Here is a 26,485-nt window from a genome sequence, read left to right on the forward strand (position 1 = left end):
CTCACCTGCGCTTGGGCACCATGACGGTCACGCCGTCCTTGGTCACTGTCGAGTACTCCCGGAACCGGCGCTGCGTACCAGCCGCCGGTCGCCGACGCTCCCGCACAGTCTTCGGCGGACCGTCACGAAGGCTGGCCGAGTGGCTGTGCACGCGCGGCTCGAAGCGGCTCGACGACGCGGGCGCCGGTTTGGCTTCCCGAGCATGCTTGCCGCGCCTGTCAGACGATGTGCTGGGAGCTGCGGCACTACTCGCGGCTCCCGATGCCGACGCGCCTGAGGTCGAGGCCAGCCCAACCGAGATCGCTCGGCGTCGCCCGGACTGCGACGTGTCACCCGGAACAGGTGCGGTCGAGATGGCAGCTGCGTGAGTGGCTCGTGGCTGGTCCCTCAAGCGACCCAGCAGACCCTCCTTACGGGCAGCTGGGCCGGTACCGGTCGAGGTCGAACCGGAACCAATCGCACGACGTTCCTGTCCGCCTCCGATCTCGTGCGCCGGCTGCTGGCGGGCCAGCGCGCCCGGCGCACCTGCACCGATCGCTGGCGCCTGCCGAAAAACCCGCACCGCAGTGGCCCGCTCCGCGGGCGGATCAGATGCGCTGCCACCCCGGCCTGCGAATCGCTCCCCCATCGTCGGGCTCGCTGCCCGGCTGCCCACAGCTCCCATCAGGCGACGTACCGCCGTCATGGCTCCGCGCCGCGCCAGGCCTCCCATCAACAGGCTTCCCGCACCCGGACGCATCATCGAGCTCATGCTCTCGAAGAGGCGCCGCAGCCGGAAGCCGGCGATCAGCACCGCGATCGCGAGGCCGCTCACCGGAAGCCAGCCAAGTGTGTCCGTCAGGCTGAAGACGGCCGTGACGAACGCAAGCGTGGTGGAGAACACCAGGAGCGCGAGAATCGACTGGAGGACGAGGCCGAGCAGCGCTTCGAACCAGTTCATGCCCCACTGCCGGGTTCGCCCGGGCACCGCCCACAAACAGGCGAACAGCACACCGACTACCAGCAACAGCATGCAACCGACGAACGCCATCAACGCCGTGAAAGCCAGCGAAACGGTGAGGAAGGCGAACAGTGTCGCCGCGATCGCGCCGAGCGTCAGAACTCCGACGCGCCCGAACGGATTGTCGCCCTTCGCCCACTTGACCGTCGCGGAGTTTCCCCCACCTTCAGCGTTGCTGACCTCGGTGTCGATGTACTTCGTCCTCGCATCGCCGTCGGTGCCCTTGTCGAGGATCGCCTTGCCGTAACGCTGACAGGCTGCCAGCGAGCCGAACTCCGCGACACACCAAGGCGTCGCCGCGAAAGCTCGCCAGGTCGCATCCCCCGACTTACGCAGCAGATTGTCCCGGGCCGTCCCGGAGAAACTCGGCTCCGGCATCGGAATAGGCACCTTGACCGTGCTGCCGAGCACCTCGTTCGAAGTACTCACGACGGCGTCCGAACCGACCTGCCGAGCGCCGTCGACGCCCGACAGCCACGTCGACGGCGCAACGGCGAAGCTGGTGGCGAGGAGGCCCGCAGCGAAGACCCACACCAGTTGCCCCATCGCGCTGCCGTTGGCCCGTCGAGCGGCATAAGCGGCGATGGCGCCGAACGCCAATGCCGACGGCAGTAGCCATCCGACCAGTTCGGTGTTGACCGACCCGATCGCCGTAGCCGCCGTCTCGGTGAGCGGCTTGAGATCGGTGAACGAGAACAACCACCAGCCGACCGATATCGCGGCCCGTGTGATGGCCACGATGTAGAGCATCACCATGTGGGCGTAGCCGTTGAAGACTGCCTCGACCGGGTCCCTGAAGCTGGTCTCGAAATCCAGGCCGTAGACCGTCGGGCTGTACTGCTCGAACAGGGTTCGGGTGTCGCCGTGGGTCAGGTCGGGGGTGGGGAGGAGGTCGCCGAAGCCGGTTGGGTTGGTGGGGCCGGTGTCGGGGTCGGCGGCCAAAGCTACCTGGGCGGTGACGATGAAGGAGATGGCGAGGACGGTGAGCGCCGTTCGGGCACGGCGGGGCCACGTCATCCGACGTGCTCTTTCTTTGTCGGGTGGGGGTTGTCCGGGTTGTACATGGCCTTGTTGTAGCCCGGGTCGTCGGCTTCCTGGTCGTAGACCTCGTCGGGGCCGATGGGGGAATCGTGGTGGGTGGGGTGGGGGGTGTGGCCGTTGGTGTTCGGGGAGAGGGGGGCGGGGGCCGTGCCGGATTGTTGGGCTACGGGGGGTGTGCCGTTGGGGGTGGTGGGTGTGCCGTTGGGGGTGGCCGTGGGCTGGGTTACGGCGGCTGGGGGGTCCTGGGGGTTAGCGGGGGTGGGGGCGTCTTCTGACGGGACGTCCGCCGTGGGCTCTGGGGCCAGGGTGTGGGCTTCGGCTTGGGCTGTGGCGGTGGCGGCTGGTTCGGGGAGGAGGGCGTCGTCTTCTTCGTCGTCGGCGAAGGGGTCGATGTCCTCGGGGAGGGTGGGGATGGGCTGGGTGGGTTCGAGGGCGTGTTCCGACTCGGGGGTGGTGCGGAGGAGGTCGGCTACGCGTTGGCTGGGGATGTCGATCTGGACGGTGGCGACCTCGTCCCAGCGGTCTCGCATGATGCAGTGGCCGTGGCGGATGGATTTGCCGTTGGCTGCGGTGTTGATGCCTCGGACGAGGGTTTGGTACGGGGCCGTTTGGGGGCGGCCCAGGAGTTCGAGGAGGGAATCGACCTGTTCGCGGGAGCGTAGGGAGAAGGCGAAGAGGGTGGTGATCTGCTCTACGAGGCCGGGGAGTTTGAGGATCGACGCGGGGTCCTGGGTGTCCAGGACGAGGGATGCGCCGAGGGCTCGGCCCACTCGGGCGATGTAGTCGAGGAAGCTGGCGCCGTCGGGGGTCTTCGTCAGGAGGTGGACCTCGGGGACGATGACGACCTTCGAGCGGCCGCGGAACTCGCGGCGGCCCGTCGTACGGACCATCCAGGCCAGGCAGCCGCGGAGGCAGGCCATGCCGACTCGTTCGATCGGGGACCAGGATTCCGGGGCCGATTCGGGTGAGGGGAGGGTCAGGCCGGGCATCTGGACTACCCAGAGGCCTGGGTTCGTCGTGAGGGACGAGAGGCCTGAGGGTGGGCCGGCTACTACCGAGCCCAGGCCGGTTTCGACGAGGTCTCGTAGGGCGAAGCCTACTGTGCGGGTGGTTTCTGACTCGGAGGCGCAGAGGCGCTGGATCACGCCCCAGGACGAGGGGTCCGGGGACTGGATCTCGGCGCGGGTCGCGGCCATGACGGGGGCTTCTGCGGCGCCGCGGAGGTGTGGCGGGAGCAGGAGCATCAGCTGGGACGGCGCCTGGAGGAGCGCGTCGTCGACCGGGAGGACGCGGAGCAGGTCCGCGGCGCCGGAGAACTGGGCGGTGATCTCGATGACCGCCGTCGGTACGCCGTACTCCGCCGCGACCGCGGAGACGCCCGCGGCGTCGCCCTTCAGGTCGAGCAGCGGGACCCACGCGCCGGCGAAGGCCGAGTCGAGGCCGCCGAGCATCGCGGCGGTGGTCTTGCCTCGGCCCGAGCGGCCGAGGAACAGCGTCGTGGTCGCGTCGCCGAGCGCCGAGCCGGCGGCCGCGTCGAAGCGGACCAGGCCCGGTGTCGAGCCGGTCAGGTACCCGATCGAGGGGCCGGTGGCGTCACCGATCGACGCACCGCCCCAGAACCAGGAGCCGAAGAACGCCGTCGACTCGCGGACGTGCCCGAGGTCGGGCACCCGGAGCTGGTCGCCGGGCAGCGACTCCAGCCACAGGTCGCGCTGCTCGTCGGCGCCCGCGGCGACGGTGATGCCGCGGTCGGCGTAGTGCGCGATGACGGCGTCGACGTACGCCTCGAGGTCCTCGCGGGTGTCCGCGCTGACCAGCAGGCGCGGGTGGTCCTCGACCAGGGTCAGGCCGGAGCGGTTGATGTCGCGCTTGACCTCGCGCATGATCCGCTCGGTCTCGACGATCTCGTCGGCGGTCTCCTCGGCGGTGCCCTTGGCGGCCGAGCGGCGCTGCTCCTTGGCCGACTTGCGGGTCTCGTCGACCAGGTGCCGCGCGGTCTTCTTGGTCAGCACCCGGAACCGCACCGACGCCTCGACGGTGACATCGATCTCGTCGCCGTCGTCGTCGATCGCCTTGATCTCCGACAGCGTCCGCAGCCACTCCCCCGGGCCCGGGGTCTCGAGCTCCTCGGGGAAGTCGGTCATCGCCAGCACACTCGTGTACGCCGCGATCTGGCCGCGGGTGTCGTAGATGCGCAGGTGGTCGGTGTAGGGGACGACTCGACCGGCCGTGAGGCGGGCCAGCGAGGCGCCGGTGATCAGACCGCGGCGGGGCGCGGCGACGGCGCCGCGGTGCATCTCGCGGCTGACCAGCCAGGAGATCACCTCGGCCGGCGCGGTGTGCGCCCGCCAGACCGTCGAGCCGAGCTGCCGGGCCAGCTTGCGGACCCGCTCGTCGAGGTGCGCGAGCTCGCGCGCGCTGACCCGCCAGGACGTCGTACCGAGGGCGTCGCTGATCGAGCCGCGGACCTGCGCGGTCGCGCGTGGGTCGCGGTCGCTGAGGTGGACGCCGAGCGCGACGTACCGCTCCGGCATCCGCATCTCGTCGATCCGGTCGGCGCGGGTCTGCGCCCAGGCCTCGTGGTCGCCGAGCCGGTAGTGGCCGGCGACGGAGTCGATGTAGTCCTGGCCGGTCGAGCGGCCCCAGACCACCTTGAGGTGGCTGAGCCGGTCGCCGAGGATCGTCGCGGCCGCACTGACCGCGGCGTCGAGGGCGGCGTCCTGCTCGCCCTCGGTGGCCAGGTCGGTGTTCGCGACGGAGATCAGGAACCACGCCTCGGCGCTGCGCTCGGTGACGAGCAGGCCGTCGGCGATCGCGACCAGGCGTGGCGGCGGGAGACCGCGTTCGCGGCCGACTCCGACCAGGTTGAGGAGCTTGTCGGCGATCTTCATCAGTGCCTCTTCCCCGAGGGTGACGTCCTGCGACTGACCTTCTGCACGTAGTCCGACCCCAGCAGGCGGGCCCGCTGGCTCACCGTGATGTCCGCACCCGCGCGGACCTGCGGGTCGAGCTCCTCCACGACCTCGCGCTCCCACTCCGGGGTCACTCTGGCCTTGGCCAGGCTGGCCACCTTCTGGGTCGCGACGCGCTCACGCCACGGCAGGTACTCCGTCTTGTCCGCCGCCCGGGCCCCGAGCCCGATGATCGGCCGGTGCGCGCGCAACGCGTAGCGGACGGCCAGCGCCCACTCGGTGACGCGGCGGCGGCGTTCGTGGTGCTTGCCGGCCCGCCAGCCGAACGCGGTGATCACGAACGGCGGTACGACGTACAGGCTGACCGTCGGTTTCTTCGGTACGCCGATGAACGGCACGAGCAGGGCGATCCAGAGCAGGATGATCACCGCACCGAAGATGATCATCCGGCGACGGGCGCCTTCTCCGAGGTCGATGCCGAGCAGGTCGTACTGCCGGGTCTCGATCTCGAAGTGGTGGGTCAGGGTCCGGCCGACGCGCATTCAGTTACCCCCGGAGAGCAATCCCCAAAAGCCCTTGAGCACGTTGATCGTCTGGTTGTTGGCGTAGATCAGCCCACCGACCAGTACGCCGGCCGCGATGTGGCCGAACAGCTCGCCCCACTCGCGCTTGAAGTAGTGGCCGATGGCCCGCAGCACCAGGATGGCGATGAAGATGTTGCCCGCGATGACCAGGACCCAGTCCTTGAAGTCCGCGCCGGTGGGCACGTTCGGGTCGGCCAGCGGCGCGGTGAGCTCCACCACGCCGGCTACCAGTTGAGTCGTGATCATTGCGGTGTCTCCCAAGGTGTTCTGGTCGTCCGGCAGTTGGCTGTGATCATCCGACGGCAGCCACTTGCCATCGTTGTGCCCCGTCCGCGGCCACCGTGCGCCGCAGCGTGAGCGTGTAGGTCTGGTCGAGGGTGGTGTCCCCCGAACCGTTCCAGGTGACGGCACCGGTGGCCCGGCGCTCGTCATCGTTTCCGGTGAAGACCTGCCAGTCCTTCAGCTCGCCGAGCTTCACCGAGCCGTTCAGGCTGCGGATCGCGGCCCCCGGGGCGGCCACCGCCTCGACCTTCGCGTCGGACTCGGCGTAGGCGCTGAAGAACGCCTCCGCATCCTTCGACGTGGCCGCGGTCAGGTCGTCGTCCGGTACGCCGGCGTCCGGCATGTTGTCGGGCAGCGCCACCCGCTCGTCGGCGACGAACGTGGGCGGGCCGCTGGCAACGATCCTGGACGAGGTCCGGGCCACCGGCACCGAAACCCGTTGCCAGGTGTACGGACCGCCGGCGAAACCGCGGCCCTGCTTGGTGAACGTGCGCACCTGCACCCGGACGTCGACCACGGCGGTGACGCCGCCGGAGTCGACCTTGACCTCACCCGGGTACGCCGCGTTGGCGGTCTGCTTGCCGCGGCCGTTCCAGCCGGCCCGGGCGTCCAGCCCGGCGGCCAGGTCGAGGCCGATCTGGGCCGGGCGGGCGTCCGGGTTGCCTTCGTCCCAGTTGAGGTAGGAGACGGCGTACCTGGTCGCGACCGCGCGGGCCTCGTCGGCCGGGAAACCGGACTGGCTCGTCACGACGCCGTTGTTGGTCCCCGTGTTCGGCCGGATCCAGGAGCGGACGCCGCTGATCGCCGCGAGCAGCAGCACGGCGACCACCAGGCCGCGGAAGAACCTGCGGGCCCAGGTCGAGAAGGAGGATTCCGGCTCGGTCGCCCACGGGGTCTGGCCGGGGTCCACCGGGCCACGCGGCGGCTGGGGTGCCGCGTGAGCGCCGTGCGGGGACCGCTGGCGAAGACGTTCCGGGGGCCGCTGGCTGGGAGCCGCCGCGTGCTGCGGCGGCTGCTGGTTCGCCGTACGGGGTGCGTCCGGTGATTGAGGGCGGCGCGGAGGCGCCATCACCCCGCCGTTACCGGCCGGGGGTGCGCTGTACTGCGCGGCGACGCCCTGGGCCTGGCGAGGGGTGGGTGACACCGGACCGTCGGGGTGCTGCCACCACTCCGGTGCGGTGTTCTGCGGACGGCCCTTGGGCTTCTTCGTCCGCCGCTGGTCCGACCAGTGCTCACCTTTTGGCGGCAAGTTCAGGACCGTTCGCCACCAACTCATCTCTCCCCGCCCCTCAGACAGCAGTTATGCGGACAGTAGCCGGGAGGATACGGCAAGCAACTGTCCTCCGGGAGTCCTGAGACCAGGATCCGGATGCTCCATCGCTCCCCGCAGCCATACTGTTACCCCACTCGGGGGCAGATGCACACTTCGACCGCAAGCGTGACACCTTCGGTACCGTCGCCATAGCTCCTCTCTCATGCCCGACCGGCTCGATCAGGCAGCGCAAACCATGCCACACGCCGCGGACAGGTTCGAAAATCCGTGCGAAGGACAGGGTAGAGAACCGATTCAACTGATCACGCAGTGTAGTCGATGCCCGTACCAGCCTGTGGAAAACTCTGTCGTGGCGCGGGGTCAAAGTAATAGGTTCTTGGTGACTTTGCCGACCCCCGGGCCGGCATCCCGAAGGACTTGCGGAAGGACTGGCATGGAGACTCGACGGCTGGGCAGGCTGGAGCACCGCAGTTCGGTCCTGATCTACGGCGCCGCGGCGCTCGGCGGCGTCGATCAGGACACCGCCGACGCGTCGATCCAGGAGGCGCTGGAGGCCGGCGTGAACCACTTCGACGTGGCCGCCGACTACGGCGACGCGGAGCTGCGGCTCGGGCCGCGGATGGGTGAGATCCGGGACCGGATCTTCCTCGCGACCAAGACCGGACGACGGACGTACGACGAGGCGTGGTCGGAGATCAACCGGTCGCTGGAGCGGCTGCAGACCGACCGGATCGACCTGATCCAGATGCACGCGGTGTGCGACCTGGAGAACCTGGATCTGGTGACCGGCAAGGGCGGGTCGCTCGAGGCCGCCGTACGGGCCAAGGAGGAGGGGATGGTCGGCGCGATCGGGATCACCGGGCACACCGACCAGGCGCCGGCGGTGCATCGGGAGGGGCTGCGGCGGTTCGACTTCGATTCGGTGCTGACGCCGCTGAACTACCGGCTCTCGACCGACGCCAAGTACGCCGACGACTACGCGGCCCTGGTCGAGGCCGTGCAGGCCTCCGACGCGGCGCTGATGACGATCAAGATGATCGCCCGGCGGAACTGGAACGACGGCGAGGAGAAGACGTACTCGACCTGGTACCGGCCGTTCGACGAGCAGCGCTACATCACCGCCGCGACAGCCTGGCTGCTCAACGGGCACCCCGAGATCACCGGGCTGGCCACCGCGGGCGAGACCCGGCTGCTGCGCCAGATGGTGATCGCGGAGCGCGAGCGGGCCGACCTGACGCCGGAGGCCGCGGCGGCGATCCTGGACGAGGTGCACGACTACGCGTCTCCGTTCGTCGACATCCCGATCTGATCCCGCCCCGGTACGGCGTCGCGCCGGGCTGGGGCGGCAGATCCTTCGCGGGGGCATTTTGCCCCGGGACGGGGGGTTCCAGTCCGGTGTCTTGCCGGACGTGAATCAGTTGTTCGGTTCAGGCGACCGATTGGACGGGTCAACCGGTCAGGTCGGTGACCGGTGCGGAGTGTGCCCGGCGGGGTGCGATGTGTGATGGTGGGACCGTGCTCGCCGGCCGTCCGGCGGTGCTTGGGAACACCGGCGGCGCCCGCGGTGTTGAACAGCACGAATTCCCCAATCTTTCGGAGGTCGTAGTGGCAACGGTCGAGCTTTCCCAGCAGAACTTCGACGAGGTCGTCGGTTCCGACGGGCTCGTCCTGGTGGACTTCTGGGCCGAGTGGTGTGGTCCGTGCAAGATGTTCGGGCCGGTGTTCGAGAAGTCCTCGGAGGAGCACTCGGACATCACCTTCGGCAAGGTGGACACCGAGGCGCAGACGGAGCTGGCGCAGGCGTTCGAGATCCGGTCGATCCCGACCCTGATGGCGGTCCGCGACGGCGTCGTCCTGTACTCCCAGCCGGGCGCGCTCCCGGCCCCGGCGCTGGAGGACCTGATCAGCCAGCTCCGCGCGGTCGACATGGACGAGGTCCGCGCCCAGATCGCGGCCCACGAGGCCGAGCACGGCACGGAGCCGCACACGCACTGACGTAGTACGCAAAAAGGCCCTGGAGCCGCCGAGAGGCGGTTCCAGGGCCTTTCGCTGTCCCGGCGGGGTCTGAGGACGCCGGGGTGGTACGACGAGAGCGTGGTTCCCAGGTGCTGGTGGGAACCACGCTCTCGGACCGGTCTCGGGGATGCCCGGTCGGTGGTGCTGCCGCCACAGGGGTGGCGGATGGTGCGTCTCCGTCCCGGAAGGGGCGGGTTGGCCGCTCAGGGTCGAGCGGGTGGTGCCGGGGTGGCTGTGGCCGCCCCGTGGTGCTGGTCCGCCCCGCATGGCGGACTCCGTGCTGCCCGTTCCAGGGGCGCGAACGGGGTGGTGCTGCCGCTCCAGGCGCGAGCGGGTCCTGCGATCGTGCTGCCGCTCCAGGCGCGAGCGGGTGGTGCGTCCGCTCCAGGCGCGAGCGGTGGTCCTGCCCGTGCAGGGACGGGCGTCGTGCTGTCCGCTCATTCATCGGTGAACGGTGGTGCTGACCTTGTCCACTGTTGAGTTGAGCGGTGGTGCTGCCCGCTCGCTGCTGAACGGGTGGTGGCGCCTCCCGCGCAGGGACGGGGAGTGGTGCGCCCACCGAGGGTCCGGTGGGGTGGTGCCTCCCGTTGAGGTGTCGGGAGTGTGGTGCGCCCCGGGTCTGAGGTGGTCCGGGGGTCCTGCGCCGCTCGAGGAGATGAGCGGGTACGGCGCCCGCGCTGGAGGCGGGTGGGGCCGGGTCAGAGAGCTCTGGCCGGCCGGGTGGGGTCGTGGCGGTGAGGTGTCGCCACGGCCCCGGGAGGGCGGCGGGTCGCTGGGTGCGATCCGCCGCAAGCTCAGCGGAGTGGGTCGAACGGCGCCAGCTCCGAGGGGCGGCGGCCGGTGGTGATGGTCTCGGCGAGGAGCTGGCCGGTGACCGGGCCGAGGGTGATGCCCCACATCCCGTGCCCGCCGGCGGCAAAGACCCGCGGGGACGAGGTGGCACCGATCAGCGGCAGGCCGTCCGGCGTACAGGGCCTCGGGCCGACCCACTCGTCGGTGCGGGCGTCCAGGTCGGCGTCGCGCAGCAGCGGACGGGCGGCCTCGACGATCGCGTCGATCCGGCGCGGGTCGAGCTTCGCGTCGGGCTTGCGGAACTCCATCATCCCGGCGACGCGCAGCCGGTCACCCAGCGGCGTGCAGGCGATCCGCTGCGCCGGGAAGTAGACCGGGCCGGCCGGGACGTGCTCGATCGGGACACTGAACGAGTACCCACGCCCCGCCTGGACGACGGTCTTGACGCCGAACCGCCGGGCCAGGTCGCCCATCCAGGCGCCGGTCGCCATCACGACCGCGTCGTACGTCCGGCTGTCGCCGTCGGCGGTGACCACGCGGGTGTCGCGGATCCCGTCGACGATGTCGGCGACGTTCGCGCCGGTCAGGATCCGGCCGCCGCGGGCGACGACCGACTCGGCCAGCAGGTGCACGTAGTCGCCGGGGTTGATGAAGCGCTGCCCGTGCAGGCGGATCGCCGCACCGATCTCGTCGGACAGCGACGGCTCGATCTCGCGGGCGTCGTCGCCGGTGATCGCCTCGAACTCGATGCCCTGGCCGGCGGCGTGGATCTGCTCGATCTCCTCCAGCAGCACCGACCGCTCTTCAGTGGTCCGGTACGCCGCCAGGAACGACTTCGCCTCGTACGTCTCGGCCTCGACCCCGGCCTTGGCCAGCAGGTCGAACGCGCTCAGCGCCTGCCGGTTGATCGGGACCAGCGAGTCCATCGCCGTCTTCCAGCGCCCGGCGGTGCTGTTCCGCGCGAACCGGGTCAGGAAGGACAGCAGCCGCGGGCTCGCGGTCGGCGGTACGTAGACCGGCGAGGACGGGCTGAGCACGGCCCGTACGCCGTACTTGAGCACCGCGGGCTCCGGAAGCGGGGTCGCGAGACCCGGGGTGAGCCAGCCCGCGTTGCCCCACGACGCTCCGGCGGCGACGCCTTCGCGGTCGTACACGGTGACCTCGATGTCCCGCTCCTGGAGGAACCAGGCAGTGGCGAGGCCGACCATCCCGGCGCCGACGACGGCGACCCGGTCGGGGACGATGTGAGTGGTTGAACCAGCAGCGACCATGTATCGATGGTGCGCCGCTCCCAGACCGCTGTCATGGTGCGATCGCACCACTGCTGGAGCAAATGACAGTGCGCAGAGCACAATAACCTCATGATCACCGCGCCTGACCTGGTCGTTGCCGTCGGCCCAGCCCTGTTCGAGATCGTCGTCGCCGGTCACGGCGACGGCGAGGTGCGGGACGTTTTCCTCGCCGATCCGCAGGAGCCGGCCACCGGCGGGCCGGGCGACCTGGTTCTCGGGCTCGGCCTGCGGAACGCCGAGGAGGCGGTCGAGCTCCTGGAGCGCTGTGCGGCCGGCAACGCGTCCGGCGTCGTACTGCGGACCGGGCTGGCGCAGGAGCCAACCGTAGTGGCTACTGCGGAGCGCTGGTTGCTCACACTCATCTCACTGCAGCCGACCGTGACCTGGGCGCACGTGGTCTGGCTGCTGCGCGGTGTCATCGACCGGGCCGCAGCGCCCGACTCCCCCGCTGCTGGTGACGCAGGGGTCCACCAGGAGCTGTTTGCTCTGGCAGATGCGGCTGCAGCCATCGTGAGCGCGCCGGTGACGATCGAGGACAACCAGTCGCGCGTGCTGGCGTACTCCTCCCAGCAGGACCTGTCCGACACCGACCCGACGCGGGTGTCGACCATCGTCGGCCGCCGGGTCCCAGCTGAGGTCATCGCGCACTTCCGGGCCCGGGGGATCTTCCGGCGGCTCACCAGGTCCAGCGAGCCGTTTCTGGTGCCCGACGGGCCGAACGGCATCCGCCCGCGGCTCGTCGTACCGGTCAGGGCTGGTGGTGAGTGGCTGGGGTCCATCTGGGCGGTAGTGGACGGGCCGGTGAGCCAAGAGGTCACTGAGGAGCTCAGCAACGCCGCGTCGGTGCTGGCGCTGCACCTGCTGCGGCTACGGGCGCAGGCGGACGTCGCCAGGCGGTCAGCGATCGACCGGCTGCGTACTGTGCTGCGGCAGTTCTCTCCTGAGGCGCCGGTGGAGGTGCGGCTGCCCTCGGCGCCGTGGCGGGTTGTCGCGCTCAACTCCCCCGACGGGTACGACGTACCGCAGCAGCTGGACCTGTGGGAGTCGCTGGGGCGCAGGCACGGCTGGAGCGAGCCGCTGCTGGCTGACCTGGACGGGACTGTGTTCGCTGTGGTGTCAGATGGCGAACCTGTGCCAGGTTCGTGGCGGTGGTTGCGGAAGCTGGTTGGTGACCAGGCCAAGGACAACCCCGGTACGGCGGCCGCTGCCGGTGGCCGCGCCCGCTACCCCGCTGACCTGCCCAGCTCCCGCGCCGAAGCGGTGGAGCTGCTCAACCTCGTACGCCGTGGTGTCGCGCGCGGCCCGGCGTTGCGGGTCGAGCAGGCCTGGCACGTACTGACCGTGCACCGGGCGGTGACTTCTCTGGACACGACGAAGATGGACGGGCCGCTGGCGACGCTGCTGCGGCACGACATCGAGAACGACACGGCGTTCGTGGACACGTTGGAGGCGTGGCTCAACCATCCCGGTCAGCCGCAGCAGGCCGCGAAAGACCTGCACCTGCACACGAACACGTTGCGGCACCGGATGAAACGGATCGGGGAGATCGCCAAGCTCGACCTCACCGACCCGCGCGAACGGCTCGCGTTGCAGCTGCAGATCGCGTCGGTGCGCACCGAGCACTGAGACGTTCGCCACAGCGCGGCGTAACAAGGCTTCACATTCCGGCAATCGACGAGCAACATCGGAGTGGAAAAGTACTTCTCACCAAGACGTCTCAGCTCTTCACCAGGGAGCTGAGCCGACCGGTTCGAGCTCTTCACCAGGGAGCTCGAACCAAGCGGGCCCGGCGATCGCCTGAGCGGTCGCCGGGCCCCTGTCATGCCAGCCGGTTGACGATCGCGCCGTACACGCCTGGCAGGGCGGCCGCCGCGGAGACGATGCGGGGAGCGAGCAACGAACGGTTGCGGGCCCAGAGCAACGACGCGGTGAGGGCGCGGCACTCGCGCGAGACTCTGCGCCAGGCCTGCTCGTAGGTCTGCGGGGTGTCGGCGAGGACGCAGTCGACAAGCTCGGCGGAGGTGCGGAGGGCGACGGCGATGCCCTCGCCGGTGAGGGCGTCGACGTAGCCGGCGGAGTCGCCGACCAGGAGAACGCGATGCGCGACCCGGCGTCGTACTCGCTGACGGAGTGGCCCGGCGCCGAGTACGGCGGAGGCGGGCGCGGCGCCGGTCAGGCGGGCGCGGAGGCGGGGGAAGGCGCGGAGGTGCTCGTCGAAGGAGCCGCGGGCGGAGGTGAGCACGGCGACGCCGACGAGGTCGTCGGCGACGGGGGTGACATAGGCCTCGCCGAGGGAGGACCAGTGGACCTCGACGAGGTCGGTCCAGGGGCGGATGGCGAAATGTTGCCGTAGGCCCCGGCGGACTGCACCCGCGGCGCCCGCCCCTGCGGGGCGGGCGGCGCGGGGAGAGAGCGGGAGGCGGGAGGCGGAGCTGGCGAGGGGACGATCTGCTGCCAGCCCCAGCTGGCGGCGGATGGGTGAGTGGAGGCCGTCGGCTGCTGCGAGGTAGCGGGCGGTGTGGCCGGCGGTGGTGACCGACGTCGGGGTCTGGGTGATGGTGTCGGCGCGGGTGCGAACGACTCGGACGCCTAGGTCGTCGAGGCGGGAGCGGAGGGATTGCTGGAGCGTCGTACGGCGGACGCCGAGGCCGGGGCCGGTGCGGAAGTGGGCGTCGACGGAGTGGGTGGCGTCGAGGTAGCGGATGCCGTGGAAGGGGCGGCCTTCTAGGTGTACGCCGAGGCGGTTCAGGTAGGCCGCGGCGGAGTGGGCGATGCCTTCGCCGCAGGCCTTGTCGATGGGGGCTTCGCGGGGTTCGAGGACGACGACTTCGAGGCCGGCCAGCGCGGCGCGGATTGCCGTGGCGGCGCCGGCGGGGCCGCAGCCGACGACGAGGAGGTCGATCACGCCGGGGGCGGCGTTCCGGACGACCCGGCCCTGGTGAGCGCCGTGTCCAGGGCTGTTTCTTCTGCGCGGATGCGGACCGCGAGCAGCGGGAGGTTGAGGGCGGTGAAGACCACCGCGGTGACCCAAGCCGTGTGGACCAGCGGGAGCGCGATGCCCTCCAGGACCACCGCCACGTAATTCGGGTGCCGCAGCAACTTATAGGGGCCGCGGGCAACCAACGACAGGCCGGGGACGACGATCACGCGGGTGTTCCACTGGCGACCGAGCACGCTGATGCACCACCACCGCAGACCCTGCGCGAGCAGCACCACCGCCAGCATCACCCAGCCGAGCGCGGGGATGAACGGGCGGTCGGCGGCGATCGCCTCCACCAGGCAGCCGGCGAGCAGGCCGGTGTGCAGGACGACCATGAACGGGTAGTGGCCCTTGCCCGATTCCACACCGCCCTGCGCGACGCTCCACTTGGCATTGCGCAGCGAGACGACCAGCTCGGCGACGCGCTCGAGGCCGACCAGCAGGACCAGTACGGCGTACCACCACAACGACGTGTCCATCACCACTCCATCAGGACGAGCTCGGAACAAAAACCCGGGCCCATCGCGAGCAACACCCCGGGACCAGCAGGATCCAGGGTCATGGTGTCACCGAGCACGTGCAGCACCGAGGACGACGACAGGTTGCCGACCGCATCGAGCGACTTCCAGGTCAGGTCGAGGGCGCCGGGCCGCAGGTCGAGGGTCTCGGCGACGGCTTCGAGGACCTTCGGGCCGCCGGGGTGGCTCACCCAGGTGCTGATCTCCGGGACGGTCAGCCCGTGCGAGGCGAGGAAGTCGCGGACGTCGCCGCCGAGGTACTTGCGGACCACTTCCGGTACGTCGGCCCCGAGCACGATCCGGAAGCCGCCGGAGCCGACGTCCCAGCCCATCACGCGCTCGGAGTCGGGGTAGAGCCGGCTGCGGGTGGCAACTACTGATGGTCCATCTCGACCAACCGCAACCTCATCGCCAACCATCACCACCGCAGCAGCCCCGTCCCCGAACAGAGCCCCACCCACCAAATTCGGCAGCGACGAGTCATCCCGCTGCAACGTCAGCGAACACAGCTCCACCGACAGCAACACAGCGACATGCCCAGGCCACGCCGACAGATAGTCGTGCAACCGAGCAATCCCCGCCGCTCCCCCAACGCACCCCAGCCCGAACAGCGGCAGCCGCTTCACGTCCTCCCGCAACCCCAGCCGCACCGCCACCCGCGCGTCGATCGAGGGCGCCGCGACACCCGTCACCGTCGTGAACATCAGCAGATCCAGATCGTCCACCGACAACCCAGCGGCAGCGAGAGCACCGCCAACAGCCTCGGCGCCAAGATCAACCGCCGCCGAGATCCACGCGTCGTTCGCCGCCCCGAAGTCCTTCAGCTCGCCGTACTGCTCCAGCGGGATCGCCAGATGTCGATGCGACACCCCCGCGTTCGCATGCAGCCGGCGCAGCAGTGCGAGGCCCTTGCCGTCGGGCAGGCAGAGGTCGGCGAACGCCTCGGTGAGCTCGGCCTGCGGATACCGGTACGGCGGAAGCGCGGCCTGCACCGCGGCGACCCGGCTCATCGTGGCATCGTTGCTTCGGTGAGCCGACTCGCTGCCGTCAAGGGTCTGGCGCTGGCCTGCCATCCCGGCCCGACCGTCGCGGTGACCGCGCTGGTCACCGCCGTGGCCTGGTCCGCGGGCCGCGGCCTCACCGGATCTCTCCTCGTTGCCGCAACCATCCTCACCGGCCACCTCTCGATCGGCTGGAGCAATGACGCGATAGATGCCACCCGCGACTCCATTGTGAACCGGCGTGACAAGCCTGTCGTCCTGGGACTCGTCGGCCGCCGTACGCTCTGGATCGCCGCGCTGGTCGCGCTGGCCGTCACGATCCCGGTCTCGCTGGCCAACGGCGTCCTCGCCGGGCTCGCGCATCTGCTGTTCGTCGCGTGCGCCTGGGCGTACAACCTGGGGCTCAAGTCGACGCCGGTTTCCTGGCTTCCGTACGCCGTGGCGTTCGGCGCGCTGCCGTCGTTCGTCACGCTCGGCACGAGCGGGGACTGGGCGCCGTGGTGGGCGACGGCGGCGACCGCGCTGCTCGGTGTCGGCGCGCACCTGGCGAACGTCGTACCGGATCTCGCCGACGACCTCGCGACCGGCGTCCGGGGGTGGCCGCAGCGGATCGGGCAGGCGTCCAGGCTCCTCGCTCCCCTCCCGCTCGCCGCGGCAACAGTCCTGCTCACGGTCGCTCCGGCCGGCCCGGTCGGCCTCACCGGCTGGATCGCGCTCGCCGTCGTCGCGGTGCTGCTGGCCGTGATCGTGCTGTGGAAGCAGGCGCCGTTCCTGGTCACGATCGGCGTCGCGGTGGTCAGCGTCGTCGTCCTGATCATCCGCGGCGACACGCTCTGAGGCTCACGGCCGAAGCTCCTGCAGCTTCGTCTTCACGCCTTCCTTGAGCACACCCCAGCGGTCCTCGTCGCCCTTCCACAGCGACTCGGTCATCTTGCTGATCTGGTCCCAGCTCGCGTGCGGCGGGATCGGCGGGACGTCGGGGTCGCAGTACACGTCGAGCACGGCCGGCCGGTCGGCGGCGAGCGCGTTGTCCCACGCAGCGGGCAGCTCGTCAGGATTCCTGACCGCGATCCCTGTCAGCCCGACAGACCGCGCGAACCCGGCGTAGTCGACCTCGGGCAGCGTCTGCGAGTCCGGGAACTTCGGTGCGCCCTGCAACGACCGCATCTCCCAGGTCACCTGGTTGAGGTCGTTGTTGTGCAGTACGGCGATCACCAGCCGCGGGTCGGCCCACTCCTCCCAGTACCGCTTGATCGTGATCAGCTCGGCGAGCCCGTTCATCTGCATCGCGCCGTCGCCGGAGAACGCGACCACCGGCTGCCCGGGATGCGCGAACTTCGCGCCGATCCCGTACGGGACCGCCGAGCCCATCGTCGCGAGCGTGCCCGACAACGAGCCGCGGGTCGAGCCGTCGAAACGGAGCTGCCGCGCGTACCAGTCGGCGGCCGAGCCGGAGTCGGCGACGACGATGCAGTCGTCGGGCAGGCGCTCGGAGAACTCGTGGAACAGCCGCTGCGGGTTCACCGGGTCGGCGTCGACGTGGGCGGCGCCGGCCATCACCTTCCACCAGCGCTCGACACCCTCCTCGATGCCGGATCGCCAGGAGCGGTCGTCCTTGCGGTCGAGCAGCGGGATCAGCGCGCGGAGCGTGGTCGCGGCGTCGCCGACGAGGTTGACGTCGTACGGGTAGCGCATCCCGATCATCGCGGCGTCGGCGTCGATCTGGACCGCCTTGGCCTGGCCGAACTCGGGCAGGAACTGCGAGTACGGGAAGCTGGAGCCGATCGTCAGCAGGGTGTCGCACCCGGTCATCAGCTCGTACGACGGCCGCGTGCCGAGCAGGCCGATCGAGCCGGTCACGTACGGGAGGTGGTCGCTCAGCACGTCCTTGCCGAGCAGCGCCTTCGCGACGCCGGCGCCGAGCAGGTCGGCGAGCTGCTCGATCTCGGCGCGGGCGCCGCGGGCGCCCTGGCCGACCAGCAGAGCAACCCGCTCGCCCGCGTTCAGCAGGTCGGCGGCTCGTCGTACGGCGTCCGGATCGGGCGCCTGCACCGCCGGCGCGAAGCCCAGACTCGACGGGACCATCTTGAAGGCGTGCTCGGGCGGGGTGTACTCCAGTTCCTGGACGTCGGCCGGAACGATGATCGCGGTCGGCGCGGAGCGGCTCAGCGCCGTCCGGATCGCGCGGTCGAGCACGTTCGGGAGCTGCTCGGGGACGTTCACGGTCTCGACGAACTCGCTGGCGACGTCCTTGAAGAGGCTGTGCAGGTCGACCTCCTGCTGGTACGAGCCGCCCATCGCGGTGCGGTTGGTCTGACCGACGATCGCGACGACGGGGACGTGGTCGAGCTTGGCGTCGTACAGGCCGTTCAGGAGGTGGATCGCGCCCGGACCCGAGGTCGCGACGCAGACGCCGACCCGGCCGGTGAACTTGGCGTAGCCGACCGCTTGGAAGGCGGACATCTCCTCGTGGCGAGCCTGGATGAAACGGGGGCCGTCGGCCCTGGTCCAGGCGGCGAGGAGGCCGTTGATGCCGTCACCGGGATAGCCGAAGACGGTGTCGACCTCCCACTCGCGCAGCCGTTCCAACAGGTAGTCGCCCACGGTGGTAGCCATGGGCGCCCGGTGCCCCAGGTACAGAACGCTATTCAGCCGTTCGACGGCTTCAAGGGCGCGTTGCTGCCCAGGATCGCGGCGGTCAACGCCTCGGCCGGCTCTTTCGCGGCGCGCGGGTTGGTGATCAGCACCAAGTCGATGGACGGGAGCTCGGGCAGCCCCGCGCTCGGCGGCGGCTCGACCAGGTCCGCGGGCATCAGCGAGTGCGCGAAGATCGCGATCCCCAGCCCGGCCCGCACCGCAGCCAGTACGCCGTTGACGCCGCGGACGATGCAGGTGACGCGGTACGGCCGCCCGACGCTCTCCAGCGTCTGCACGCCCAGCATCCGGCTCAAGCTCGGCGCCTGGTAGGCGACCAGCGGCACGGGACCGTCGGGAGCGATGCGGGTGCCGCTGATACCGGCCCAGACGAGAGGGTCGCGCCGGACCAGCCGCCCGTTGGGTTCGGACGCGGCGCCGACCGAGTGCTTCACGTACGCCAGGTCGAGGTGTCCGGACTCGACCCGCCGCAGCAAGTTGGGGCTCTGCGCGACCGTCAGCTCCAGATCGATCCGCGGGTACAACTGCCGGAAGTCCCGCAGGATCCGCGGCAACGGCGTCAGCGCCAAGTCGTCCGTCACCCCGAAGCGCAGCCGCCCGCGCAGCTCGGACCCGGTGAAGTACCCCACCGCTTCCTCGTGCGCCGCCAGGATCGTCCGCGCGAACCCGGCCATCGCCTCCCCGTCCGCGGTCAGCGTCACCGTCCGCGTGTCCCGCACGAACAGCGGCCGCCCGACCGCGGCCTCCAGCTTGCGGATGTGCTGGCTCACCGTCGGCTGCCGGATCCCCAGCCGTTCCGCGGCCTGGGTGAAGCTCAGCGACTGCGCCACCGCGAGGAACGTGCGGAGCTGGTCCGGGTCGTAGGCCATCGATTTCCCTCTCATCGCGACTCGTAATAAGACTAATAGGTCTAATTCGCTACGAGAATCCGGCCTCGACCGGTGAGGATGGTGGAGACCTCCCCTGACACGTCCACTTCCAAAGGGTTGACTCTTGACCACCCGGGCCACCGGTTCTGTTCCCGTCCCCGACTTCCACACCCACCGTTCCACTCCGCGGACCACCCCGGGCGAACTGCCGCCGACCCAGCGGCGACCCGGCTTCCGGGAGACCTTCAGCGCTCTCGAGGTCCGCAACTTCCGGCTCCTCGTCAGCGGCCTGTTCGTCAGCTCGACCGGCGGGTGGGTCCAGCGCATCGCGCAGGACTGGCTCGTCCTGACCCTGACCGGCAGCGCGACCGCGGTCGGCATCACCACCGCGCTGCAGTTCCTGCCCACCCTGCTGCTCGGCCTGTACGGCGGCGTGATCGCCGACCGTTTCCCCAAGCGCAGGATCCTGCTCGTCACCCAGACCACGATGGGCAGCCTGGCCGCCGTCCTGGCGGTGCTCGCGTTCACCGGCGAGGTGCAGGTGTGGCAGGTCTACACGCTCGCGCTCGTCCTCGGCCTGGCGACCGCGGTCGACAACCCCACCCGCCAGTCGTTCGTCAACGAGCTGGTCGGCAAGCAGCGGCTGCGCAACGCGATCAGCATGGTCTCGTCCACCTTCCAGCTCGGTGGCCTGATCGGTCCGGCGCTGGGCGGCGCGATGCTCGGCACGGTCGGTGCGGGCTGGGCCTTCGCGCTGAACTCGATCACCTTCTTCGGCTCGATCTCGGCGCTGCTGATGATGCGCGAGAGCGAGATGCCGGGGCTGCACGCGGCCCGCAAGGCCAGTGCGGGGATGCGGATCCGGGACGGCCTGCGCGACGGCGTCCGGTACGCGTTCCACGAGCCGGCGGTGCGCTGGGCGATCGTGCTGGTCGGCATCTTCGGCATGTTCACGATCAGCCTGCCGGTGACGCTGACGGCGTTCGCGGACGTCGTCTTCAAGACCGGCGCCACCGGGTACGGCGTCCTGAACTCCGTCGTCGCGGTCGGCTCGCTGGCCGGGGCGCTGCTGTCGGCGCGCCGGATCCGGCCGACCCGGCTGCGCAACCTGGTCGGGATCGCGTCGATCCTCGCGGTGACGGAGATCATCGCCGCGGTGCAGCCGTCGCTGTGGACCTTCCTGCCGCTGCTGTGCGCGCTCGGCATGGCGACGCTGATGTTCCTCACCGCGGCGCAGTCGATGGTGCAGCTCACCACTCCCGACGGGCTGCGCGGCCGGGTCGCCGGGATCTACAACCTGGTCTTCATCGGCGGCGGCGCGATCGGCGGTCCGACCGTCGGTGCGATCGCCGAGCACTTCGGCGCCCGGACCAGCCTGCTGCTGGCCGGCCTGATCCCGGCCACGGCAACAGTTGCCATTGGCATCAAGCTGGCCAGGGCCGGCCGCTTCCGGGTGGTCGTTGTCCGCGGCACCCGTTCGCCGTGGCGGCAACCACCGGTCCGGCTGGGCCTGGAGCAACTCCCCATCCAGCTCACCCGTCCCGAGCCGGTCGTCCCGTCCAGGCCCCGGCCGTTCACGCTGGCTCGTCGCAGGTACCAGCGCACGGACCAGCACACCGTCACCCGGCCCCGCCGGAAACCGCTGCACCGCTGAGCAAGAGGAAGCCCCGCACCCCCAGGGGTGCGGGGCTTGCACGGGTGCGCTGGTGCGCGCACCGCAGAGGACCTCACGCACCGACCGCGAGCCATGGTCCCCAAGCGCTGAGTTGCCTCAGTTCCTCAGCAGGTCGATCACACGCTCCGGCTGCTCACGCCAGAACAGGTGCCCGGCGCCCTCGAACAGCTCGAGCCGCGCACCCGGGATCAGCTGCGCCAGCCGCTCCCCCTGCGCGGCGTAGATCATCTCGTCGGCGGTCCCGTGGATCACCAGCGCCGGTACGTCGAGCGCCGGCAGCCGGTCCGCCGCGTTGTGCCGTTGTGCCGCCGCCAACTGCATCCCGACCACCGGCACCGGGACCCGCACGGCGAGCGCGTCTTCCTCGTACGCCGCGAAGTGCGCCGGATCCGCCACGAACCCGGCCGAGTGGTTCACCTCGAAGCCGGTCCGCAGCACCGCCTCCTCGCGATCTGACCGCATCGCCGTGAGCAACCGCCCGGCGCCGGGCGCGATCTCCTCCGGCCGCGAGCCGAGGCCGGCCGACGTACACCCGAGCGTGAGCCGCCGGACCCGGTCGCGGTGGTTCAGCGCGAGCTCCTGCGCGACCATCCCGCCGAGCGAGATCCCGAACACGTGCGCGGTGTCCCAGCCGGCCTCGTCGAGCACGCGGGCGGCGTCGTCGGCCAGGTCCGCCGTGCTGAACTCGCCGTCGGTGCGGTCGCTGGTCCCGATCCCGCGCTGGTCGAAGGTGAGCACCTCGAAGTGCTCGGCCAGGCCGGACAGGAACGGCTCGCCCCAGATCCGGTGGTGCCCGGCCATCCCCATGATCAGCAGCAGCGGCTCGCCGGCGCCCCGGCGTTCGGCGTACAGGTGCATGGATCAACCCTACGCAGAGTTATCGGCGCTTGTTACTTGACCTCGTAAATTTATCCCACCTAGGCTCGTCGGCACTCGTCCCGCTCCCGCCCTGAGACGGAGGAACCTCCTCATGCCGCTTCCCACCGGCCGAAAACGCCGCGCCGCCATCGTGGTCACCGCAGCTGCCGCCCTGGTGTCGGCCGCCGTGGCGATCGCCCCGGCCGACGCGTCCACGCCTCGCTCGGTCCAGCCGAAGCCGTCGCTGGTCGAACCGGACTCCGTCTTCCAGGGCCAGGCGCCGCTCGAAGCGCCCGCCGCCAAGTCCGTCCCGGCCAAGCACCCGCAGGTCGCCGCCAAGCCGTACCTCGGCTGGAGCAGCTGGAGCCTGCAGTCGACCAACTACCCGGGCGTCAACCCGGACGGCCCGGGCAGCTTCATCAGCGAGAAGAACATCCTCGCCCAGGCACACGCGATGGCGACCAAGCTCAAGCCGTACGGGTACGAGTACGTCAACATCGACGCCGGCTGGCAGAACGGCGGCGACGAGTACGGCCGCCCGGTCGCGAACACCGTGCGCTTCCCGCGCGGGATGAAGGCGGTCGGCCAGGACATCCACGAGCTCGGACTGAAGTTCGGCATCTACACCGTGGTCGGTCTCGGCTTCGACGTCTACCGCGAGGGCAACACCCCCATCTACAACGCCCCCGGCTGCTTCACCCGCGACATCGTCTACCCCGACCTGCGGACCACGAACGGCTGGGACCAGGCGTACAAGATCAACTACGCCAGCCCGTGCGCGCAGAAGTACGCCGACTCGATCGCGAACCTGTTCGCCGACTGGGGTGTCGACTTCATCAAGATGGACGGCGTCGGCCCCGGCTCCTGGAAGGGCGCGCCGGACGACCCGAACCACAACAACACCGAGGACGTCGAGGCCTGGTGGCGCGCGGTCCAGAACTCCGGCCGCCCGATGATGTACACGCTGTCGTGGTCGCTCAGCCACCGGTACGCCGACACCTGGAAGGCGAACTCGAACGGCTGGCGGATCGACACCGACGTCGAGTGCTACTGCGACACGATCGTGCGCTGGAACGGCTCACTGGTCGGCCGCTGGTGGGACCTGCCGCAGTGGGTCGACGACGCCGGACCGGGGCACTGGAACAACCTGGACGCGATCAACGTCGGCAACGGCGAGATGGACGGCATCACCGAGGTCGAGCGGCAGAGCTACATGACCTTCTGGGCGATGAACGCGGCGCCGCTGTTCATCGGCGACGACCTGACCAAGCTCGACGCGTACGGGTTGAAGCTGCTCACCAACCGCGAGGTGCTCGCGATCAACCAGGCCGGCGTACCGGCCAGGCCGCTGAACCAGGACCAGCTGCAGCAGACCTGGTACGCGAAGAACCCGGACGGCAGCGTCACCGTCGGCTTGTTCAACCTGGCCGACACCGCCGCGACCGTGACCGGCGACTTCGCGCAGCTCGGCCTGTCCGGCAAGGCGTCGGTCCGCGACGTGTGGGCCGCGCGGACCGCGCGCAACGTCTCCGGCAAGGTCAGCGCGACGCTGCCGGCGCACGGGTCGAAGCTGTACAAGATCGTGCCGAACGCCGCCTCGGGTCCGAGCCGCCCGGCCGATCTGACCGCGACCGACGTGAGCCGGACGACGGCCGCGCTGACCTGGCAGCCGAGCAGCGGCGCGACGGCGTACAAGGTGTTTGCCAACGGCAAGCAGGTCGCGACCAGCTCGTCGCCGTCGGCAACCGTGCCGGGTCTGTTGCCGCAGACCTCCTACACCTTCACGGTGAAGGCGGTGCAGGGCAACAAGTCCTCCGAGGCGAGCGCGCCGATCACCTTCTTCACCGCCAAGTCCGGCGGCGGCCCGGTCCGGTACGAGGCGGAGGCCTCGACGAGCACCTTCACCGGCAACGCCGGGGTCGGCGGCTGCACGCTCTGCTCCGGCGGCCAGAAGGTCGGCAACATCGGGTACGACGCGTCGGTGACGCTGAACGGCATCACCGTCCCGGCGACCGGCACCTACCTGGTGAAGATCGCCTACACCGACGGTGACACCAGCCGTCAGAGCATGCTGACCGTCAACGACGCCGACTCGTACTGGGTGAACTACCACGGCCTCGGTGACAACGACTGGGGAACGCCGCAGGTCACCTACCTGCCGGTCAAGCTCAGCGCCGGCACCAACGCCCTCAAGATCAGCAACCCGAACGGCTACATCGCCGACATCGACTGGATCACCGTCTGACTCCCTCGGGGGATCGGCCTTCCCGAGGGCCGGTCCCCCGTTCTTTACTGGCTCCATGAGCTATCCCGAGCCGATGGTCCCGACCGCACCCGTTCCCTCCCCGCGCCGGATCCGCGCGCTGCACGCCGGCGAGGTGGTGCTCGACACGCAAGGCGCGGTCTACGTCTGGGAGATCCCGCCGTACCCGCAGTACTACGTGCCGGTCGGCGACGTCGCGGACGGCGTACTGACCGACACCGGCGAGACGCGGACGTTCCACCACGGCGAGGCGCGCGTGATGCGCGCGGGGACCGGCACGGCCTGGCAGTACGACGAGGGCGACCTCGCCGGGCTGGTCCGTTTCGAGTGGGACGCCGTCGACTCCTGGTTCGAGGAGGACGAGGAGATCTTCGTCCACCCACGCAACCCGTACGCCCGGGTCGACGCGATCAAGTCCGGCCGGCACGTCCAGGTCGCCCTCGACGGCGTGGTCCTGGCCGATTCCAGCTCGACGGTGATCGTCTTCGAGACCGGCCTGCCGCCGCGCTACTACTTCCCGCGGACCGCCGTGGCGTTCGAGCACCTCGAGCCGAGCGAGACCAGCACGTCCTGTCCGTACAAGGGCCACACCAGCCAGTACTGGTCGGTCCGGACCGACCAGCTGTACGACGACCTGGCGTGGTCGTACAACTTCCCGACCGCTCCCCTGCTCGCGGTCGCCAACCACATCGCGTTCTTCAACGAGAAGGTGGACCTCACCGTCGACGGCGTACCGCACGAGCGACCGGTGACACCCTTCTCCTGAACCCACCCAGTGAACAGTTGTTCACCGAATGCATTCGCGACCAATGGAATTCACCGGGACGACGGGGAGAATCCATCTGTTCATGGTGCGTTCGCACGCCGCCGGGATTGCTATGGAGCGGTTCGAGCAATCTCATTGATGGGGGCAGGACCGAGTATGAAGTTCTCCGGAAACCGTCGGATCGTGGCGGCGGGTGCCGTCGCCGCGCTGGTGGTGGGCGTCCCGGCGCTCGCGACCGCGGCGGACCAGCACCAGGACAACACCAAGGCGGCGTCGAAGGCGATCGTCGGCGGGAAGGCGCGCAACGTCATCCTGCTGATCGGCGACGGGATGGGCGACAGCGAGATCACCATCGCCCGCAACTACCAGGTCGGCGCGGCCGGCCGGCTGTCGATGGACAAGCTGCCGCTGACCGGCGCCTACACGACGTACGCCGTCCAGAAGAACAACCCGAAGCTGCCGGACTACGTGACCGACTCGGCCGCGTCCGGCACCGGCTGGGCGACCGGCACCAAGACCTACAACGGCGCGATCTCGGTCGACCCGAAGGGCAAGCCGCTGCCGACGATCCTGGAGCTGGCCAAGAAGGCCGGCTACCGCACCGGTGACGTCACCACCGCGGAGCTGCAGGACGCCACCCCGGCCGTGCTCGGCTCGCACGTGGTCAGCCGCGACTGCAAGGGACCGCAGTCGATGACCGCGTGCCCAACCAACGCCAAGGAGAACAAGGGCGCGGGGTCGATCGCGGAGCAGCTGGTGCAGACCAAGCCCGACGTCCTGCTGGGCGGCGGCAAGCAGTACTTCGACCAGACCGTGCAGGGTGGCAAGTACAAGACGCTGACCGTGCTGCAGCAGGCGCAGGTCTCCGGCTACCACATCGTCACCGACCTGGCCGGGCTGACCAAGGCCCCGGCGAACAAGCCGATCCTCGGCGCCTTCGCCCCGAACAACATGGACCTGGAGTGGACCGGCCCGCAGCCGACCCCGAACGGGACCCCGGCGGCGACCTGCGCGGTGAACACCGCGCGCGACGCCAAGCAGCCGCACCTGGTCGACATGGCCAAGAAGGCGATCTCGGTCCTGGACAAGCAGACCCGGGACAGCAAGAAGGGCTTCTTCCTGCAGATCGAGGGCGCCTCGATCGACAAGCAGGACCACGCCGCCAACCCGTGCGGCCAGGTCGGTGAGACCGTCGCCTTCGACAAGGCGGTCGACGAGGCCCTGAAGTACCAGAAGGACAACCCGGACACGCTGGTCGTCGTCACCGCCGACCACGCGCACACCAGCCAGATCGTCGAGGCCGGCAGCAAGACCACCGGCGCCACCGCGACGCTGCGCACCCACGACGGCGCGGACATGACGATCTCCTACGCGACCGCTCCGCTGGGCACCGACCAGCAGCACACCGGCACCGAGGTGCGGATCGCCGCCGGCGGCCCGCAGGCGGCCAACGTGCTGGGCGTCACCAACCAGACCGACCTGTTCTACACGATGCGGCGTGCGCTCGGCGTCAGCTGACACCGACGCCCACCACTGATCAACCCCGCTGCGGGGGGGGGGGGGGGGGGGGAGGGGGGGGGTGGGGGGGGGGGGGGGGGGGGGTGGGTGGGGGGGGGGGGGGGGGGGGGGGTGGGGGGGGGGGGGGGTTTGTGCGGTTCTCGGCGTTCTGTTTCTGTGCGGGCTTGCGCGCGCTGGTTTTTTTCCTCTT

The 26,485-nt window shown here is 70.1% G+C and carries 20 protein-coding genes; 8 read left to right on the forward strand and 12 right to left on the reverse strand.

The genetic code is table 11. From position 1 onward, the window contains the following. Position 1: 1 nt before the first annotated feature. The 5 genes from ACZ6Z4_RS36690 to ACZ6Z4_RS36710 are packed head-to-tail and all read right to left on the reverse strand — an operon-like array spanning position 2 to position 6,729. The gene (locus ACZ6Z4_RS36690; protein ID WP_465576211.1) at positions 2-2,017 is read right to left on the reverse strand and encodes a hypothetical protein; all 2,016 of its coding nucleotides are present in this window, start codon (positions 2,015-2,017) and stop codon (positions 2-4) included. Then, entirely contained in the window at positions 2,014-4,932 is a 2,919-nt protein-coding gene (locus ACZ6Z4_RS36695) for an ATP-binding protein (RefSeq protein ID WP_465576214.1), read from the reverse strand. Before ACZ6Z4_RS36695 ends, ACZ6Z4_RS36690 begins: the two co-directional genes overlap by 4 nt. Further along, the gene (locus ACZ6Z4_RS36700) at positions 4,932-5,495 is read right to left on the reverse strand and encodes a hypothetical protein (protein ID WP_465576217.1); all 564 of its coding nucleotides are present in this window, start codon (positions 5,493-5,495) and stop codon (positions 4,932-4,934) included. The genes ACZ6Z4_RS36695 and ACZ6Z4_RS36700 overlap by 1 nt, the downstream gene beginning before the upstream one ends. Continuing rightward, positions 5,496-5,783 carry a hypothetical protein gene (locus tag ACZ6Z4_RS36705; RefSeq protein ID WP_363674855.1) on the reverse strand — a complete coding sequence of 96 codons (288 nt, stop codon included), beginning with the start codon at positions 5,781-5,783 and terminating at the stop codon, positions 5,496-5,498. Between the two features lie 46 nt (positions 5,784-5,829). Continuing rightward, positions 5,830-6,729: a conjugal transfer protein gene (locus ACZ6Z4_RS36710; protein ID WP_465576223.1), complete on the reverse strand. Its 900-nt coding sequence runs from the start codon at positions 6,727-6,729 to the stop codon at positions 5,830-5,832. 796 nt (positions 6,730-7,525) lie between these two features. Here ACZ6Z4_RS36710 and ACZ6Z4_RS36715 point away from each other — a divergent pair. Together ACZ6Z4_RS36715 and trxA are read left to right on the forward strand one after the other, a co-directional pair. Beyond that, positions 7,526-8,401 carry an aldo/keto reductase gene (locus ACZ6Z4_RS36715; RefSeq protein ID WP_465576227.1) on the forward strand — a complete coding sequence of 292 codons (876 nt, stop codon included), beginning with the start codon at positions 7,526-7,528 and terminating at the stop codon, positions 8,399-8,401. A 296-nt stretch (positions 8,402-8,697) separates the two neighbouring features. Further along, complete coding sequence (gene trxA / locus ACZ6Z4_RS36720) at positions 8,698-9,087, forward strand: thioredoxin (protein WP_363674849.1); 390 nt, start codon at positions 8,698-8,700, stop codon at positions 9,085-9,087. Positions 9,088-9,902: 815 nt separating this feature from the next. Here trxA and ACZ6Z4_RS36725 read toward each other — a convergent pair. Continuing rightward, positions 9,903-11,171, reverse strand: a complete 1,269-nt coding sequence (locus ACZ6Z4_RS36725; protein ID WP_363674847.1) for an NAD(P)/FAD-dependent oxidoreductase — start codon at positions 11,169-11,171, stop codon at positions 9,903-9,905. 90 nt (positions 11,172-11,261) lie between these two features. Between ACZ6Z4_RS36725 and ACZ6Z4_RS36730 the strand changes: the two genes are divergently transcribed. Continuing rightward, complete coding sequence (locus ACZ6Z4_RS36730; RefSeq protein WP_465576232.1) at positions 11,262-12,818, forward strand: helix-turn-helix domain-containing protein; 1,557 nt, start codon at positions 11,262-11,264, stop codon at positions 12,816-12,818. A 193-nt stretch (positions 12,819-13,011) separates the two neighbouring features. Here the strand turns inward: ACZ6Z4_RS36730 and ACZ6Z4_RS36735 are convergent, their stop codons facing one another. Genes ACZ6Z4_RS36735 through ACZ6Z4_RS36745 form a run of 3 tightly spaced genes read right to left on the reverse strand, consistent with a single transcriptional unit; the run spans position 13,012 to position 15,700 of the window. Further along, entirely contained in the window at positions 13,012-14,097 is a 1,086-nt protein-coding gene (locus ACZ6Z4_RS36735; protein ID WP_465576236.1) for an NAD(P)/FAD-dependent oxidoreductase, read from the reverse strand. Next, positions 14,094-14,651: an isoprenylcysteine carboxyl methyltransferase family protein gene (locus tag ACZ6Z4_RS36740; RefSeq protein WP_465576240.1), complete on the reverse strand. Its 558-nt coding sequence runs from the start codon at positions 14,649-14,651 to the stop codon at positions 14,094-14,096. Before ACZ6Z4_RS36740 ends, ACZ6Z4_RS36735 begins: the two co-directional genes overlap by 4 nt. Continuing rightward, positions 14,651-15,700, reverse strand: a complete 1,050-nt coding sequence (locus ACZ6Z4_RS36745) for a type III polyketide synthase (protein ID WP_465576243.1) — start codon at positions 15,698-15,700, stop codon at positions 14,651-14,653. Before ACZ6Z4_RS36745 ends, ACZ6Z4_RS36740 begins: the two co-directional genes overlap by 1 nt. 18 nt (positions 15,701-15,718) lie before the next feature. Here ACZ6Z4_RS36745 and ACZ6Z4_RS36750 point away from each other — a divergent pair, with 18 nt between their 5' ends. Next, a complete protein-coding gene (locus tag ACZ6Z4_RS36750; protein ID WP_465576247.1) occupies positions 15,719-16,528 on the forward strand; it encodes a UbiA family prenyltransferase in 810 nt (269 codons plus the stop codon). 3 nt (positions 16,529-16,531) lie between these two features. Here ACZ6Z4_RS36750 and ACZ6Z4_RS36755 read toward each other — a convergent pair whose 3' ends face one another. Beyond that, positions 16,532-18,307 carry a thiamine pyrophosphate-requiring protein gene (locus ACZ6Z4_RS36755; RefSeq protein WP_465576250.1) on the reverse strand — a complete coding sequence of 592 codons (1,776 nt, stop codon included), beginning with the start codon at positions 18,305-18,307 and terminating at the stop codon, positions 16,532-16,534. Between the two features lie 32 nt (positions 18,308-18,339). Beyond that, positions 18,340-19,230 (reverse strand): LysR family transcriptional regulator, encoded by an 891-nt coding sequence (locus ACZ6Z4_RS36760; RefSeq protein ID WP_363674832.1) that lies wholly within the window; start codon positions 19,228-19,230, stop codon positions 18,340-18,342. A gap of 109 nt (positions 19,231-19,339) precedes the next feature. On the opposite strand from ACZ6Z4_RS36760, the gene ACZ6Z4_RS36765 reads away from it, so the two are divergent. Continuing rightward, the gene (locus ACZ6Z4_RS36765; RefSeq protein ID WP_465576254.1) at positions 19,340-20,869 is read left to right on the forward strand and encodes an MFS transporter; all 1,530 of its coding nucleotides are present in this window, start codon (positions 19,340-19,342) and stop codon (positions 20,867-20,869) included. A gap of 117 nt (positions 20,870-20,986) precedes the next feature. Here ACZ6Z4_RS36765 and ACZ6Z4_RS36770 read toward each other — a convergent pair whose 3' ends face one another. Further along, positions 20,987-21,748: an alpha/beta fold hydrolase gene (locus tag ACZ6Z4_RS36770; RefSeq protein WP_465576257.1), complete on the reverse strand. Its 762-nt coding sequence runs from the start codon at positions 21,746-21,748 to the stop codon at positions 20,987-20,989. Positions 21,749-21,860: 112 nt separating this feature from the next. On the opposite strand from ACZ6Z4_RS36770, the gene ACZ6Z4_RS36775 reads away from it, so the two are divergent. The 3 genes from ACZ6Z4_RS36775 to phoA all read left to right on the forward strand — a co-directional run bounded on the left by ACZ6Z4_RS36775 (position 21,861) and on the right by phoA (position 26,295). Next, entirely contained in the window at positions 21,861-23,993 is a 2,133-nt protein-coding gene (locus ACZ6Z4_RS36775; RefSeq protein ID WP_465576260.1) for a fibronectin type III domain-containing protein, read from the forward strand. Between the two features lie 55 nt (positions 23,994-24,048). Then, positions 24,049-24,777 (forward strand): DUF427 domain-containing protein, encoded by a 729-nt coding sequence (locus tag ACZ6Z4_RS36780; RefSeq protein WP_465576263.1) that lies wholly within the window; start codon positions 24,049-24,051, stop codon positions 24,775-24,777. A gap of 156 nt (positions 24,778-24,933) precedes the next feature. Next, positions 24,934-26,295: an alkaline phosphatase gene (gene phoA / locus ACZ6Z4_RS36785; RefSeq protein ID WP_465576268.1), complete on the forward strand. Its 1,362-nt coding sequence runs from the start codon at positions 24,934-24,936 to the stop codon at positions 26,293-26,295. Positions 26,296-26,485: the final 190 nt, after the last annotated feature.

It is taken from the genome of Kribbella sp. NPDC104740, from assembly GCF_055583505.1.

What these genes read in the sequence shown, in the direction of transcription:
- ACZ6Z4_RS36695 (WP_465576214.1), bottom strand. Translation starts at nt 4,932, where the DNA reads ATGAAGATCGCCGACAAGCTCCTCAACCTGGTCGGAGTCGGCCGCGAA.
- ACZ6Z4_RS36770 (WP_465576257.1), bottom strand. Translation starts at nt 21,748, where the DNA reads ATGCACCTGTACGCCGAACGCCGGGGCGCCGGCGAGCCGCTGCTGCTG.
- ACZ6Z4_RS36760 (WP_363674832.1), bottom strand. Translation starts at nt 19,230, where the DNA reads ATGAGAGGGAAATCGATGGCCTACGACCCGGACCAGCTCCGCACGTTC.
- ACZ6Z4_RS36755 (WP_465576250.1), bottom strand. Translation starts at nt 18,307, where the DNA reads ATGGCTACCACCGTGGGCGACTACCTGTTGGAACGGCTGCGCGAGTGG.
- ACZ6Z4_RS36690 (WP_465576211.1), bottom strand. Translation starts at nt 2,017, where the DNA reads ATGACGTGGCCCCGCCGTGCCCGAACGGCGCTCACCGTCCTCGCCATC.
- ACZ6Z4_RS36725 (WP_363674847.1), bottom strand. Translation starts at nt 11,171, where the DNA reads ATGGTCGCTGCTGGTTCAACCACTCACATCGTCCCCGACCGGGTCGCC.
- ACZ6Z4_RS36775 (WP_465576260.1), top strand. Translation starts at nt 21,861, where the DNA reads ATGCCGCTTCCCACCGGCCGAAAACGCCGCGCCGCCATCGTGGTCACC.
- ACZ6Z4_RS36700 (WP_465576217.1), bottom strand. Translation starts at nt 5,495, where the DNA reads ATGCGCGTCGGCCGGACCCTGACCCACCACTTCGAGATCGAGACCCGG.
- phoA (WP_465576268.1), top strand. Translation starts at nt 24,934, where the DNA reads ATGAAGTTCTCCGGAAACCGTCGGATCGTGGCGGCGGGTGCCGTCGCC.
- ACZ6Z4_RS36745 (WP_465576243.1), bottom strand. Translation starts at nt 15,700, where the DNA reads ATGAGCCGGGTCGCCGCGGTGCAGGCCGCGCTTCCGCCGTACCGGTAT.
- ACZ6Z4_RS36715 (WP_465576227.1), top strand. Translation starts at nt 7,526, where the DNA reads ATGGAGACTCGACGGCTGGGCAGGCTGGAGCACCGCAGTTCGGTCCTG.
- ACZ6Z4_RS36740 (WP_465576240.1), bottom strand. Translation starts at nt 14,651, where the DNA reads ATGGACACGTCGTTGTGGTGGTACGCCGTACTGGTCCTGCTGGTCGGC.
- ACZ6Z4_RS36780 (WP_465576263.1), top strand. Translation starts at nt 24,049, where the DNA reads ATGAGCTATCCCGAGCCGATGGTCCCGACCGCACCCGTTCCCTCCCCG.
- ACZ6Z4_RS36705 (WP_363674855.1), bottom strand. Translation starts at nt 5,783, where the DNA reads ATGATCACGACTCAACTGGTAGCCGGCGTGGTGGAGCTCACCGCGCCG.
- ACZ6Z4_RS36730 (WP_465576232.1), top strand. Translation starts at nt 11,262, where the DNA reads ATGATCACCGCGCCTGACCTGGTCGTTGCCGTCGGCCCAGCCCTGTTC.